13 protein-coding genes are annotated in these 14,484 nt (G+C 39.3%); 9 read left to right on the forward strand and 4 right to left on the reverse strand.

Translation table 11 applies throughout. The features are described from left to right. Positions 1 to 158: 158 nt before the first annotated feature. From IEO70_RS17405 to IEO70_RS17440, 8 genes are all read left to right on the forward strand, one after another. On the forward strand, positions 159 to 791 hold the full coding sequence (locus tag IEO70_RS17405; RefSeq protein WP_190999641.1) for a pentapeptide repeat-containing protein: 633 nt from the start codon (positions 159 to 161) through the stop codon (positions 789 to 791). Positions 792 to 1,752: 961 nt separating this feature from the next. After that, a complete protein-coding gene (locus IEO70_RS17410) occupies positions 1,753 to 3,174 on the forward strand; it encodes a phospholipase D-like domain-containing protein (protein ID WP_190999642.1) in 1,422 nt (473 codons plus the stop codon). Positions 3,175 to 3,457: 283 nt separating this feature from the next. Continuing rightward, positions 3,458 to 3,775, forward strand: coding sequence for an HIRAN domain-containing protein (locus IEO70_RS17415; protein WP_190999643.1), 318 nt, complete (start codon positions 3,458 to 3,460; stop codon positions 3,773 to 3,775). Positions 3,776 to 3,810: 35 nt separating this feature from the next. After that, on the forward strand, positions 3,811 to 4,569 hold the full coding sequence (locus IEO70_RS17420; RefSeq protein WP_190999644.1) for an FxLYD domain-containing protein: 759 nt from the start codon (positions 3,811 to 3,813) through the stop codon (positions 4,567 to 4,569). Positions 4,570 to 4,698: 129 nt separating this feature from the next. Further along, the gene (locus IEO70_RS17425; protein WP_190999645.1) at positions 4,699 to 5,802 is read left to right on the forward strand and encodes a CAP domain-containing protein; all 1,104 of its coding nucleotides are present in this window, start codon (positions 4,699 to 4,701) and stop codon (positions 5,800 to 5,802) included. 303 nt (positions 5,803 to 6,105) lie between these two features. Beyond that, entirely contained in the window at positions 6,106 to 6,987 is an 882-nt protein-coding gene (gene galU / locus IEO70_RS17430; RefSeq protein WP_190999646.1) for a UTP--glucose-1-phosphate uridylyltransferase GalU, read from the forward strand. 294 nt (positions 6,988 to 7,281) lie between these two features. Further along, positions 7,282 to 9,009 (forward strand): phospho-sugar mutase, encoded by a 1,728-nt coding sequence (locus IEO70_RS17435; RefSeq protein WP_235973649.1) that lies wholly within the window; start codon positions 7,282 to 7,284, stop codon positions 9,007 to 9,009. 95 nt (positions 9,010 to 9,104) lie between these two features. Next, positions 9,105 to 9,872, forward strand: a complete 768-nt coding sequence (locus IEO70_RS17440; RefSeq protein ID WP_190999647.1) for a tyrosine-protein phosphatase — start codon at positions 9,105 to 9,107, stop codon at positions 9,870 to 9,872. A gap of 64 nt (positions 9,873 to 9,936) precedes the next feature. Here IEO70_RS17440 and IEO70_RS17445 read toward each other — a convergent pair whose 3' ends face one another. Continuing rightward, a complete protein-coding gene (locus IEO70_RS17445) occupies positions 9,937 to 11,685 on the reverse strand; it encodes an ABC transporter ATP-binding protein (protein WP_190999648.1) in 1,749 nt (582 codons plus the stop codon). Next, positions 11,682 to 12,434: a MerR family transcriptional regulator gene (locus tag IEO70_RS17450; RefSeq protein WP_190999649.1), complete on the reverse strand. Its 753-nt coding sequence runs from the start codon at positions 12,432 to 12,434 to the stop codon at positions 11,682 to 11,684. Before IEO70_RS17450 ends, IEO70_RS17445 begins: the two co-directional genes overlap by 4 nt. Before the next feature lie 299 nt (positions 12,435 to 12,733). Here IEO70_RS17450 and IEO70_RS17455 point away from each other — a divergent pair, with 299 nt between their 5' ends. Then, positions 12,734 to 13,582 (forward strand): 5'-3' exonuclease, encoded by an 849-nt coding sequence (locus IEO70_RS17455; RefSeq protein ID WP_190999694.1) that lies wholly within the window; start codon positions 12,734 to 12,736, stop codon positions 13,580 to 13,582. A 186-nt stretch (positions 13,583 to 13,768) separates the two neighbouring features. Here IEO70_RS17455 and IEO70_RS17460 read toward each other — a convergent pair whose 3' ends face one another. Together IEO70_RS17460 and IEO70_RS17465 are read right to left on the reverse strand one after the other, a co-directional pair. Next, positions 13,769 to 14,020, reverse strand: a complete 252-nt coding sequence (locus IEO70_RS17460; RefSeq protein ID WP_190999650.1) for a hypothetical protein — start codon at positions 14,018 to 14,020, stop codon at positions 13,769 to 13,771. Further along, positions 14,010 to 14,390, reverse strand: a complete 381-nt coding sequence (locus IEO70_RS17465) for a MerR family transcriptional regulator (protein WP_190999651.1) — start codon at positions 14,388 to 14,390, stop codon at positions 14,010 to 14,012. The genes IEO70_RS17460 and IEO70_RS17465 overlap by 11 nt, the downstream gene beginning before the upstream one ends. Positions 14,391 to 14,484 lie beyond the last annotated feature (94 nt).

The following is a 14,484-nucleotide window of genomic DNA, read 5'->3' on the forward strand; positions in this document are numbered from 1 at the left end:
ACGCTGTATAGTATAGTTGCTCATATTATATGATGTATAATATTATATGTCAACATATGGATAGAAGAGGACTCGACAATAATGTGCTATATTAATAACAGAGTGTTTGTTTCAAACGAAATGAAAGGGATGAAGGTGTTTACGTGGCGCATAGAATAATGATTGAAAAACCGAGAATTCCTGCAGAGTTGCCAGCGGGTCATTTTCAAGATGTTTTTTATATGGAAGAGCCTTATTTACATAACTGTAAAGTTGAAAATTGTGATGTTGAACATGAATCGATTAATAAAATTGAATTTTCACAAGTTATTTTTAAGCATGTAACGTTTTTTGAGGTGGCCTTTAAATATGCCGATTTATCAAACGTCATTTTTGAAAATTGCGATTTGTCCAATCTAGATTTCATGGAAGCAAATCTGCACCGGGTTGTGTTTAAAGAGTGCAGAATGACAGGCATTAATTTGGCTGATGCTAATTTTAATGATGTCAGCTTTCAAGATTGCAATTTAAATCTTAGCTCATTCAGTTACAGTACCTTAAAACAAACTGCATTTGAGCAATGTTTAATGAGAGGATCTGATTTTTTTGAATGTGTATTTAAAAAGGTCGGTTTTGAACGATGTGATTTGAATGAGGCAAATTTTATGGGCACGTCATTAAAGGGCATTGATTTAAGTGATTCAACTTTTCAACAGCTTGCGGTCTCTATAGAGAATCTTAAGGGCTGCGAAGTATCTGCCGAGCAAGCGATTGGATTTGCAGCATTAATGGGATTGAAAATTAAAAATTAACAGCAGCCGGGGATGCGTATGCTCTCCGGTTTTTTTACCATTTTCGTTGTGGTGCTCTTATGGTGTGGGGTGACTCTCATGAATGCTTAGCCGCTCTCAAGTTTGTAGCGACGACTCTCAAAAATTGCGCGACCGCTCTCAAGTTCGGATCGACGACTCTCAAAAGTTGCGCGACCGCTCTCAAGTTTGTAGTGACGGCTCTCAAAAGTTGTGTGACCGCTCTCAAGTATGTAGCGACGGCTCTCAAAAGTTGTGCGACCGTTCTCAAGTATGTAGCGACGGCTCTCAAAAGTTGCGCGACCGCTCTCGAGTTAGGAGCGACGGCTCTCAAAAGTTGCGCGACCGCTCTCGAGTTAGGAGCGACGACTCTCAAAAGTTGTGTGACCGCTCTCAAGTATGTAGCGACGGCCCTCAAAAGTTGCGTGACCGCTCTCAAGTTTCGGTCGATAACTCTCAAAAGTTGCGTGACCGCTCTCAACTATCAGGCGAAGGCCCCCGAAGGCTCTCAGCTCAATAAAAATCTGGCCTTTTGTTCACTAATAGAGCAGAAATGGAGAGAAAACCCACATTGTTTTACGAAAAGCCAGCCATATTTCGGGATTTTTCAAGGAATCCGTGCTTCGATTTCTGCAAGTTTTAGAGATTCTAGAGAAAAAATTGGGCTCTCGTCTTGGTTAATGCGCGGTCGCTGAAAGAATAGCGTTGTCCCGGATAGGATTGCGTTGTCGTCAAGGAAGTTTCTCGGTAATTGAAAAAATAGCGTCGTTGCGGCAAATGATTTCTCACTCCCAAAAAAGATTGCACCCTCACCTCAAGCATTACGACACCCTCCCAAAAAAGATTGCACTTTCGCCCCAAGCATGTCAGCACCAACAAATACAAATGACTACCAAATGTAGCGGCTATTGTTTAGGTTTAGTGGGAATGCTAAACCGAAATTATTAAAATTAAGGTGCATTCCATGAAAAAGAAGCTGATCGCATTGTTTGTCGGGATACTCATTTTTTACATATTTTTATTTGGTATTTTTATTTTCATATTTGAGAAGCGAGTAAGTGACACGTATATAAAAGAACATCCGGTTGAACGTTTTTATGCAGATGAAACGGGTGCTGACCGGGCTTTGATTATAGATGAACCGCGTGATAGCGCGATCGTCCGTGTCAACATGATAGAAACGGCGCAACAGACACTAGACATCTCGTATTATTCAATGGTTTCAGGCAAGGTGACGAATACATTTTGGGGGCTGCTGCTTGAGGCCGCTGAGCGCGGAGTAAAGGTGCGTATCATTTTAGACGGCATCGCCAATGGATTGAAGAGTGATAAAGCCGAGATTTTGTATGCGATAAAAAAACATCCGAACATCGAATTGAAGTTTTATGAACCAATTAACGTTTGGAAGCCGTGGACACTCAATAACCGCCTTCATGATAAGTATATAATTGCAGACGAAACAATTGCTGTCATAGGCGGGCGCAATATCGGCGATCGCTTCATGGTTCCAAAGGGCTATGAAGGGAAAGTGACGTTTGATCGCGATGTAGTGATCTTTAACAATCATCAGAAAAACAGCGTTATTCCAAGTTTAACAGCATACTTCAATGAAGTGTATAACAGTAAGTTTGCAAAAGAACCCGCAGGGATCTTATCGAAACCACAAGAAGAAATGGCGACAGAAAAGATCAAAGAGCTGAAACAAACGCTGCAGAAAGAGCGGGTTACTAAAGACAACATCTTTCATAAACAAATCAATTGGACAGAAGTGACCCTTCCGACCAATAAAATTACACTCATACATAATCCGATTCAGCGATTCAAGGAACCTTGGGTTTGGTATGAAATGACACAGCTTTTCAGGCAAGCCGAGAAATCAATTTTTCTGCAAAGTCCGTATATTGTACCTGCAAAGAAAATGATGCCGGGCTTTGTCAATGAATTTAAGAACGAAGGGGTTAAACTGAATGTTTTAACGAATTCACGCGCTTCAACACCGAACTATTTAGCATTTTCCGTTTACTTGCTGTATCGGAAGCAAATTGTTGAGTCCGGGGCCGAAGTGTATGAATACCACGGCGAACACTCTATTCACACGAAAGCGTACGGCATTGATGATAACATCAGTTTGATCGGTTCATTTAATCTAGATCCGAGGAGCGCCTTTTTAAGCACAGAAACGATGGTCGTCATACATAGTGAAGAGGTAAAAAAACAATTAGATGATATGACGGCTGACTATAAAAAGAAAAGCCTGCTTATTGGCGATGATGGGCAATATGTGATTGAAAAGGACAGCATTAAAGAACGGACAGTGGGTACGATGAAAGCAGCGTTATTGAAAGTCATTGGATATTGCGGGAGATTTTTTGAGTTTTTATTATGATTATGTTCAGCGTTTAGCGCTGGACTTTTTTTGTGAATAATCCCGGTTAAGCAAAAGGACATAATGGTATAGTTCATGAACTGAGGGATACACATCCTTTTGTATAGAAGGTTAACAAATAATAAAAATATTTCAATGTGACATGTATAGTACCGCATTGTCTGTTAATCTAAGTGTATGAAGTAAGCACCCGATAATAGAAGGAAAATCAGTATTGGGAGAGGTTTACTAGTTTTTTAAGGGTGGGATATGAAAAGTAACAGGATTGAAAAGAGGGGATATTATGGCGGATTTTTATATTTCTGTTGTTGGCGTCAATCATTATTTTGGGTCTGATATATTCAAAGTGGGGCAAAAACTTATGCTCAAAAAAGATCTTGAAAATAAGTACGATGATGAAGCAATTCAAGTTGAATTAGGTACAATCGGCAAGGTTGGATATGTAGCCAACAGTTATCAGACAGTGGCTAAAGGAACACGCAGTGCCGGAAGAATCTACGATACATTCGATACGGTATGTAAAGGTCAGGTGGCCTTTATCGTCAAAGATACCATCATCGTCAAATTACTGCCTGATGAAATAGTGACGGCAGAACAATAACACATTATAAATTTTATTTTTGAGGAGAATCACATATGAAAAAGTCGGCTTTACTATTGATCGTTTTGTTAATGACGTTTCTGACAGCTTGTGGCGGTGTGAAAAATGCCGGAGATACAAACCAAAAGGCAGATAACCAATCTGAGGAAAATAGCAATAAAGAAGAAAAAGCAGCAGAAGAGGCGGCACCTAATGTGGAAATTGTCAAACAAACAAGTGGTGCATGGATGGATTCAATTGACACAGTATGGGTTCACACTTCAGCAGTATTTGAAAATACAGGCGATATGCCAGTAGCAATAGGCGAAACACAAATGAATTTCAAAGGTCAAGATGAATCTATATTAGGAACAGCAACGATGATTTATTCTATTCCGGAAGTTGTTATGCCGGGGGAAACAGCCTATATTACTGAGTCTACAATACTAGATGGAATTACTGATCCGGCCCAATTTAAGGAAACAACTTTTAACTATAACTTTGAAGAGACGGATGAAACTTCTAATCTTCTTGAAGTGAGCGGAGTGAAAGGAATTAAAGGAGATGAATATACTCAATATAAAGTGACAGGTATAGTGAAAAACACAACAGAAGAATTACAAGATGATATTCGTATCGCTGCAGGGTTATATGATGCAGAAGGCAATTTATTAGGCGTATTCAGCGGTAGCGTTGACATAGGCATTAACGCAGGAAGTGAAGCAGGGTTCGATCTTTCTTATCCGGATCTTCCTGAAGGCATAGCTGATAAAGTTGCAACCATTGATGTGAAGGCATACGGTTGGACTTGGTAAAGTGAAATGAATGAGAAAAACCGCAGAATCCGATTTTGCGGTTTTTGTCTTTTTATTTGTGAGTATATAACCATTAAATTTGCGTAAAAATAGGCTACACTAATAATATGTGTTTATGGAAAGGGGGGAATGAAGGTGAGAAAATTAATCCGTTGGTTATTCATCATTTGTATATTGGTGGTCGGTTGGTTTTATGTAAATGCCCAATTTGACCAGAATGGAATGTCAATCAAGGACGAAATTTCATCGTTCATTAATAAGGAGGAATTTTCCAAACTATATACCTCCTTTCAATCCTTCTTTCAAAAGCTTGAAAATGAATTGACCCAGGACAATCAAACTAAAAATATTGAAAAGCCGGTTTTAGAAGAACCGGAACAACAAGTCTTTTCTGTATACAATGTTGAAATTGGCAATGCTAAATCAGAAGTTGAAGCAGCTATCGGCACACCGCAGCGGGTATCATTTAACGAATACGGAAAAAATTGGTTTACATATCATGAAAATTATTACAATTATATTAGCGTCATGTATGATGAAAATGATAAGGTCGTTGGTCTGTATACGAATCAAGATTTGATTACTTCATCGATCGGCATTACGCTGAACAGCTCAAAAGATGAGGTCCGACAGCAATTGGGCGAGCCGATGACAGGAATGAGAAAAGGGCTGGTTGTGTATCAGTACCAACCTGATGACGGATTTGATGTTTTTCAATTGAACAATAGCTATGTCACAATTTTTTATGATGTGCATGAAGAGGATACTGTAACAGCAATTCAAATTATCGAAGTAGAGACTGAGAAAGAAAAATCTGATTATTATACAGCTGCTAGTGAAGAATTGCGCCAAGGTTTTGAGTATCAATTGTTTGATTTGACGAATGCAGCGAGGGTTGTTCATCAATTATCCGTCCTAACATGGGATGATGCGGTAAGAGAAACAGCGCGTGACCACAGCTTGGATATGGCGGAAAACAACTATTTCAGCCACACGAACTTGAGAGGACAATCACCATTCGAACGCATGGAAGAAGATAAACTCCGTTATACTATGGCAGGTGAGAACCTTGCCTATGGGCAGACGAGCAGCATATTTGCTCACGAAGGGCTCATGAATTCTTGGGGACACCGGGAAAATATATTGCAATCGAAGTATGAATATTTAGGAGTCGGTGTTGCTTTTAATAAGGAAAATCACCCGTACTATACGGAGAACTTTTATAAGAAATGAAACTACCTTTAAATGGGTAGTTTTTTTGTGCTTTAAATAACCACAATGATTACAAACTATATTTTGATACTTAAATTTTTCTTTAGATTACATGGTGGAAAAAGAAAATAATTATGCTAATATAATATATAACCAATTAAAATAATAGTTTATGGCTTTGTAAATACTAATCTTCTTCGCAAGTGCTTGCAATATATAAGTAAAAACTATGTATAGAACAAATAAAATTTAATAATTTTGCAGTTAGCTAGTACGTACAACGTTATTGTCAAACTCTATTTTAAAAAAATTGGAGGGAACAATTTGAATAAAGTAAGAAAGGCCATTATTCCAGCAGCAGGTTTAGGAACAAGATTTTTGCCAGCAACTAAAGCAATGCCAAAGGAAATGTTGCCAATTGTTGATAAACCGACAATTCAATACATAGTTGAAGAGGCTGTTGCTTCAGGTATTGAAGATATCATCATTGTAACCGGTAAAGGAAAGCGAGCGATTGAAGATCATTTCGATTATGCTCCTGAACTAGAAAGAAACTTGTTGGAAAAAGAGAAATACGATCTACTAGAAAAGGTCAACTACTCATCTAATCTAGTTGACATTCATTATATTCGTCAGAAAGAACCAAAAGGGTTAGGGCATGCTGTGTGGTGTGCGCGGAAATTTATTGGCAATGAGCCATTTGCTGTACTTTTAGGAGACGATATTGTTCAAAGTGACAAGCCTTGTTTGAAACAGTTAATTGAACAATATGAAGAAACACACTCATCTATTATAGGCGTGCAACAAGTTCCAAATGACGAAACGCATCGTTATGGAATTATAGATCCGGATAAACAATACAACCGTCGTTATCAAGTGAATAACTTCGTTGAAAAGCCAAAGCAAGGAACCGCTCCATCTAACTTGGCTATTATGGGTCGATATGTTCTGACGCCTGAAATATTCATGTTTCTGGATAAACAAGAAAAAGGAGCAGGCGGAGAAATTCAATTGACAGATGCAATTCAACAATTAAACCAAATTCAACGTGTATTTGCTTATGACTTTGAAGGAAAACGCCATGATGTTGGAGAAAAGCTTGGATTTGTAAAGACGACGATTGAGATGGCATTGCAGGATGAAGAATTAAGAGACGACTTAATTAATTTCTTGGAAGAAATAATCCCAATTTGTAAAATGGCATAGGATGAAGCAGGTTCTAGGTAGTTAGAGTCCTCCCGTTATCTATCGGGAGGGCTTATTTTGTTGTTTCATTAAATACATTCAGATTATAACTGGAAACATAAAATAATTATGTTAATATGATTTATATAATAACTAGCTTATAAATTAATAAGTTTTCTAAAGTGATAAGTCTAGTTAATGGTGTGTTTCGATGAGTGACACAACTGCTTGTTAAATATTTTATGAAAAATTTCATGTGCAAATAAATTCTCTTTAACTACTTTAATTAATATAATTGTTAGGAAGTGTACTAAATTGGACTGGGAAATAAAGTCAGTTATTTGGCAACAATATGCGAGTTTGGATGAAGAATTAAAAAAACAGCTTGAGGAATACAAAGAAAATGAAGCAGTGCTGGAGGATATGTTTTACCGTAACTTAGAGTTCGGTACTGCGGGGATGCGCGGTGAGCTTGGTCCTGGTACGAACCGAATGAATGTCTATACAGTTCGTAAAGCGGCGCAAGGGTTAGCGCTTTATATGAATGGGTTAGGTCAAGAGGTGAAGAATCGAGGTGTGGCGATTGCTTATGATAGTCGTCATAAATCTGCTGACTTTGCTCTGGAAGTAGCAAAAACTCTTGGTGTTTATGGAATTCGTGCTTATTTATTTGATGCTTTGAGTCCTACGCCGGAATTATCTTTTGCAGTTCGATATTTAAATGCCTATGCGGGTGTTATGATTACAGCAAGTCATAATCCTTCTATTTATAATGGTTTTAAGTTATATGGCGAAGATGGCAGTCAAATAACGCCAGGAGCTGCGGAACAAATTATTCATAATATTGAACAAATTAAAAATGAACTTCACATTCAAGTGTTAACGGAAGAAGAATTAATTCAACAGGGTCTATTAATGTATGTGGGGGAAACGATTGATGAAGCATATCTTTCGCAATTAGAAACAATCTCGTTACGCAAGAAAGCGAAAAAAGATATTAAAATCGTTTATTCTCCGCTTCATGGAACGGGAAATAAATTAGTACGTGAAGGTCTGAAGCGACTTGGATTCGCAAATGTGACAGTAGTTGAAGAACAAGAATTACCTGATCCGGATTTTTCTACAGTCGAGTCCCCAAATCCAGAGGAGCAAGATGCATTTAAGCTAACAATTGCTTATGGCGAGAAGCTTAATGCGGATCTATTGATTGCGACAGATCCGGATGCCGACCGTTTAGGAGTTGCTGTCAAAAATACAGAAGGACAATATGTGATTCTGACAGGCAACCAAATCGGAGCAATCTTGATTCATTATTTGATTACGCAAAAGCGTGAACAAGGAACTCTGTCAGAGAAAAGTCTTGTGCTGAAGTCGATTGTAACGTCTGAAATGGGTGTCGCGATTGCGAAGTCATTCGGCGTTCAAGCAGAAGATGTGTTAACAGGCTTTAAATATATCGCTGAAAAAATTGAAGAATGCAGTCAAAAGCAAGAAAATGACTTTTTATTCGGTTATGAAGAGAGCTATGGCTTCTTAATTCGTGATTTCGTCCGCGATAAAGATGCTATTCAGGCAGCGGTAATGATGGCGGAAGTGACAGCATTTTATCAAGAAAAGGGAATGTCATTATATGATAGCTTGATGGGATTATATAAACAATTCGGCTACTTCCAAGAATCAATCAAATCATTGACGTTAAAAGGAAAAGAAGGTTCCGCTTTAATTGAAAAAATTATGAGTGAATTCCGTAAGCATATGCCGAAAGAAGTTGCAGGAGTGGAAGTTATTGCAGTAGAAGATTATCAATCTAGTGAACGACTCGATCTAGTCTCTAAGGAAATAAAAGCAATCAAACTGCCGACATCGAATGTGCTAAAGTTCTATTGCGAGAATGGTTCGTGGTTCTGCTTAAGACCTTCTGGCACAGAGCCGAAAATCAAATTTTATTTTGGTGTTTGTGGAAGTTCTCACGATGAGAGCCATCATCAATTACAAGAACTTGAGTCTCATGTTATGAGTTTAGTTCAGGCAATTACAAAATAAAATTCACATGAAATAATATATTTTCTTACTCTAAATCCTATTATTATTACTACCATTAATTTAGCAAACAAATGAATATGAAAGAGGTTGCATATATGATCGATATTCATTCACATATATTATTTGGCGTTGATGATGGAGCGCAGACTGTCGAGGATAGTATTGCGATGGCCCGTCAGGCGGTGGAGCAGGGTATTACCACTGTTTTTGCCACGCCCCATCATAGAAATGGAAAGTACACGAATGAGAAGTATAGTATTTTACCTAAAGTGGAGGAATTGAATGCTGCGCTTGTGCAGGAGGGTATTCCTTTAGAAGTGCTGCCAGGGCAGGAGTGCCGTATTTTTGGCGAGTTAGTTGAAGATTACCAAAAGGGTGAAATATTGACGCTCAATGATGGAGGCAAATATGTACTCATTGAGTTTTCTTCGAGTCATGTTCCGATGTATGCGAGTCAATTACTTTACAACATACAGTTTGAAGGTATTATTCCGATTATTGTCCATCCGGAAAGGAACAGCCATTTTATTGAACGTCCGGAGTCTTTAAGCGAGTTTGTCGAAAAAGGAGCGCTCGTTCAATTAACTGCTGCCAGTGTGACTGGCGCTTTCGGGAAGAAAATTCAGAGGTTCTCAACGCAATTGCTGGAAGCAAACTTAGTGCATTTCGTTGCATCGGATGCCCACAATACGACATCACGCAATAATCGCATGAAGGAAGCGTTTGAAGTAATTGCGAAAAATTTCGATTCTTCTTATGTTGATTATTTGAAGAAAAATGCGGAATTACTTGTCCGAAGTGAATACATACCGACAAGACCGATCCAACCAATTAAAAGGAAACGTTTTTTAGGTATTTTTTAAAATGATAAGCCCTCTTGTCTTTTGACAGGAGGGCTTATTTTCATTTATTTATAAACTTTTGTATCTATACTTTAGCCTCTAAATCTTCATTAATCTTTAACTGCTGGCTGGCAAATTCACGATACATTTGGTGTGATTGCATCAATTCATGGTGAGTGCCGCGACCGGTGATTTCGCCTTTTTCTAAAAATAAAAGCTGATCGGCATCGACAACTGTTGCAAGACGGTGGGCAATCACAATCGTCGTCCGGCCGACCATCAATTTTTCCAATGCCATTTGCACATATTGTTCAGATTGACTGTCAAGGCTTGATGTTGCTTCATCGAGCATTAATATTTCCGGGTTGCGCAGAAGGGCACGGGCGATAGCGATTCTCTGGCGCTGTCCACCGGAAAGCTTTAATCCGCGTTCGCCGACTTCGGTGTCAAACTGATTCGGAAGCTCCTTGATAAAATGAAGGGCATAAGCCATATCCGCTGCCTGGCAAAGTTCCTCATCTGTTACTTCCCGCTCAATTCCGTAGCAAATGTTTTCGCGGATCGTGCCTGCAAGGAGCGGGCTCTCTTGGGAGACATAGCCGATATGCTGGCGCCATGACTCCAGTGAGTAGTCGGTAATGTTTTTATCGTCGATACGGATCGTGCCGAAATTTGGTTCATAGTAGCGCTCCAGTAGCTTGAACAAAGTAGTTTTTCCACTGCCGCTCGGTCCGATAATCGCGGTGACTTTGCCGGCTTCTATTTCAGCGCTGATGTCGGTTAAAATCGGCTCTTCTTCGTTATAATGGAACGATACATTGTGAAGTGTAATCGGTTGATTGGCGGCTATTAGCTTCTCGCCTGTCGTTAAATCTTCTTCTTCCTCCTGTAAAATTTCGATAATGCGATCGGTTGCGCCGACCGATTTTTGCAGTTGTGTAAAGAACATTGTAATCTGTCCCATCGGCATGATGATTTGGAAGATATAGAGAATGAAAGCAACAAGTGAACCGGCTGTAATAATGCCGCTTGCGACCTGCATACCTCCGTAACCGATGACCTCGACTAAGGCAGCCATCAACACTAATGTGATGAGCGGTCCGACCAATGATTGCGTGCGCGCTTCTTTTAAGCCTAATTTAAACAGTTTCTCGATGCCGCTCATGCCGTTTTTTAGCTCGATATTCTCGGCATTTGATGCTTTCACTAAGCGGATTTCTGGTAATACTTGATTCAATGTTTCGGTGAAACTGGCTGTCTCTGCTTGTGTTTCTTTCGAGATTTTATGCATTAAACGTCCTATTGGCACAAGAATAGCAGTTGCTACCGGAAGAACGATAAAAATCAATAAGGTCAGCTTCCAGTTCATGATAAACAAAATGATAATCGAGCCGATGACGGAGATGATGCCTGTGATAGCCCCGGTGAAATGGGTCGTAATCAGTTCTTTGACAACCATAGTATCATTTGTTATGCGACTGATCATTTCTCCGGATGGGTTGCGGTCAGAATAGGAAACCGGCAGTTTGATTAATTTCTTCCAAAGCAGTTCGCGCAGACCGGCTATTATTTTTTGTCCATTGTAGCTTAGAGCATAAGTCGCATAGGCGCTTAAAATGGCTTGAACGATGAAAACGGCAATAATTAAAATAATTTGGTTTGCCGATAGCGAAGCCATGCTGAAGCCGTCGACCAATTCTTTTGTCATTAACGGTATGAGCAGCCCGATTAGTGTAGTGATAATACTTAAGCCAAGGGCAAATGATAGCCTGCCGTACGATGGCTTTGTACGATGTAGCAAGTGCATGAAGGTGCGTATATTAGATTTTTTCATTTGTTTTTCCTCTCCTGACTTTCGAAGTGTCCCATTGCTTGCTTAAACCACTGCTCTTCTTCGGCATTTAATGGATTCGGCATGACACTTTCTTCGTCGATGTCATCTTCATTAACGGATAGTATGATATTTAAAAGATCCTCACCGAAAAGCTCTGATGCCAGTTCGAATAATGTCTTCGCAATCTGAATGGCTTTCGGATCATCGGGGCTTATTTTATCTTGGACCATCTTTTTAATCTCGGCAATGAGTTCCGCAAATACTTTTTCGATTTCGCGTTGCTGATCATCCGGTATATCGTAAATGCCATCAACAATATGTTCGGGGAAAACTTTATTTAACCATTTTTTATGTTCCTCTTCATCTTGAATGCCATTAATAATCGTAACAAAGATGGCAGGATCGATTTTTTCTTCGCCATGGACAATATGAAGCGCATGGTCGAGTGCTTTTATAATGTGATCGAGCTGTTTCCTCTTTTGAACCATCATTTCTCGTTGCATCGTTAAAGAATCACGCAAATCCCATGACTCATCTTGCAAAAATTCCTTAACATCCTCCAGAGAATATCCTAAAAACTTTAAGGTCAATATTTTCTGCAATGTAATCAAATGTCCGTTATTGTATATTCGTCGTCCTGAAGCAGTCAGCTCAGGGATAAGTAAGCCTATTTCATCATAATAATGCAAAGTCCGGACGGTAGTCCCGGTTTTCTTGGAAAACTGTCCGATTGAAAACTTTTCGTTCATTTTGTTTTCCTCCCCTCTAAGTACATTGTAAAACATGACGTAACGTCAGAAACAATGGTTATTTGAAAAAATTTCTTGCGATGGGTTTGGTATTATAGTTTTCAAGGGGGAAGCAATAAAATTAATTATATTTTCATTTGTTTTACAAATCATGAATTCATGAAATAAAATTGCTTTACAATTTCTTCTTCATTTCTCAGTGATTGATTGTACTAGCTGTGTCTTTTAATGTGTTACAATGGGTGAATCATAGATTTTAGAGGTGAGACACGTTGAATAACAACAATCGATCAAACTTAATGTTAGTGGACGGTATGGCGCTGTTGTTCCGCGCTTTTTATGCGACGGCAATGACGGGGCAGTTTATGTATAATTCTAAAGGTGTACCGACAAATGGCGTGCAGGGGATGCTGAAGCATATGCTGATGGCGGTTGAACACTTTAATCCGCAATATGTTGCGGTCTGCTGGGATATGGGAAGCAAGACGTTCCGCACAGAGATGTTTTCCGATTATAAAGGCAATCGCAGCCAGCCTCCGGAGGAATTGATTCCGCAGTTTGATCTGGCGAAGGAAGCTGTTGAGGCGTTTGATATCCCGAATATTGGACTAGCCGGTTTCGAGGCAGATGATTGCATTGGTACAATTGCGAAAACACATCGCACAGATTATGATGTCAATATCATTACAGGTGACCAGGACATGCTACAGTTAATTGAAGAGTCAATTGCGGTAACGCTTTTGAAAAAGGGCTACGGTAATTATGAAACGCACAATGAGCAAACATTTTTTGACTGGAAGGGCATTAAGCCACAGCAAATGATTGACTTGAAAGGCCTGATGGGTGATACAGCCGATAACTACCCAGGCGTTAAAGGCATCGGCGAAAAAACAGCTATTAAGCTGCTGCAACAATACGAGACAGTAGAAGGCATTTTGGAAAACTTGCCGTCGCTGACTGCCGGACAGCGCAAGAAAATCGAGGAATCATTGGATATGCTCCATTTATCTCGACAGCTGGCCACGATTAAATGTGACGTGCCGCTAACTTGGGATGTTGAGTCGGCGCTTTACCAGTATGATAATGAAAAAGTGTTGGACATGATTCATAGTCATGAGCTAAAAGGGCTTATGTCGAAGTTTAAATAATAGGAAATCCCCGCATATCCATTGTGCGGGGATTTTTTCGCTTCAGAAGTAGCCTCGAGGAGCAAAATCAAAAATGAAAAAGGACCGGTAACGGTTTTTTGTATGTATTAAAAGTCAAAATCATGATTGATTGCTTCAATAAATTTGTACTCTCTAACTTTATATTCAAATTTTTAAATTGCACAATTAAATCAGGAAGGCATAACAAGCGACGCTATGACTGACGGCCAGAACATTTCGATGATCGTTTTTTTTCATGAGATCTGTTAAGCAATTATTCATTTGCTCCTCCACTTGAATGTCGGATTTGCCATTATACTGTACGAAAAAATCGCCGTACGTTTTACGATTTGGATCAATCGGCGGATTTAAGTCTTCACTTTTCTGGCATTGAATAAAGTTTGTCGCCGCATTAAATATAATGTCTTCATTGCACATAGCACTGTACTTGTTCGCGTTTCTGTATTTTTTCTCGTGTCATATGAATTTTAAAATCAATGTAATCAAGCGATTTCTGCAATTTGCTCCGCTGCTCCATTAAGTAATTATGTTGCTTCATAAGCAATGCTTCCCGAAGCTCGAGCGTTTCGTCACCGCGGCGATAAAGGTCGAAGTATTCTTTTACAACTTCTAACGGCAAACCGCCGTCCTTCAGGCAAATGATAAATTCAATTCTGTGCAGATCGTCTTCCCGATAGTCTCGAATGCCGTTCACTCTGTTGACAGGTTCGATTAATCCGATTTCTTCATAGTATCTAAGAGTCGATACGGGCAAGCTATATTTCTCGCTGACTTCTTTGATTTTCATGTTTTTTTCCTCCTCTCAATAAAAGTATAATCTTTCAATCTAGCTTGAGGTCAATGGTTATTGTTGGAGGAGAAATGTCTAATTTTGTAATAAT

Origin of the sequence: Peribacillus faecalis, assembly GCF_014712675.1 — a bacterium.
In the GTDB taxonomy this organism is placed as follows: Bacteria; Bacillota; Bacilli; order Bacillales; family DSM-1321; genus Bacillus_AD; species Bacillus_AD faecalis.

Coding starts and splice junctions, on each gene's coding strand:
- IEO70_RS17455 (WP_190999694.1), top strand. CDS start 12,734: ATGTTAGTGGACGGTATGGCGCTGTTGTTCCGCGCTTTTTATGCGACG.
- IEO70_RS17460 (WP_190999650.1), bottom strand. CDS start 14,020: ATGTGCAATGAAGACATTATATTTAATGCGGCGACAAACTTTATTCAA.
- IEO70_RS17445 (WP_190999648.1), bottom strand. CDS start 11,685: ATGAAAAAATCTAATATACGCACCTTCATGCACTTGCTACATCGTACA.
- IEO70_RS17415 (WP_190999643.1), top strand. CDS start 3,458: ATGGCGGATTTTTATATTTCTGTTGTTGGCGTCAATCATTATTTTGGG.
- IEO70_RS17450 (WP_190999649.1), bottom strand. CDS start 12,434: ATGAACGAAAAGTTTTCAATCGGACAGTTTTCCAAGAAAACCGGGACT.
- IEO70_RS17465 (WP_190999651.1), bottom strand. CDS start 14,390: ATGAAAATCAAAGAAGTCAGCGAGAAATATAGCTTGCCCGTATCGACT.
- IEO70_RS17410 (WP_190999642.1), top strand. CDS start 1,753: ATGAAAAAGAAGCTGATCGCATTGTTTGTCGGGATACTCATTTTTTAC.
- IEO70_RS17425 (WP_190999645.1), top strand. CDS start 4,699: ATGAAGGTGAGAAAATTAATCCGTTGGTTATTCATCATTTGTATATTG.
- IEO70_RS17405 (WP_190999641.1), top strand. CDS start 159: ATGATTGAAAAACCGAGAATTCCTGCAGAGTTGCCAGCGGGTCATTTT.
- IEO70_RS17420 (WP_190999644.1), top strand. CDS start 3,811: ATGAAAAAGTCGGCTTTACTATTGATCGTTTTGTTAATGACGTTTCTG.
- IEO70_RS17440 (WP_190999647.1), top strand. CDS start 9,105: ATGATCGATATTCATTCACATATATTATTTGGCGTTGATGATGGAGCG.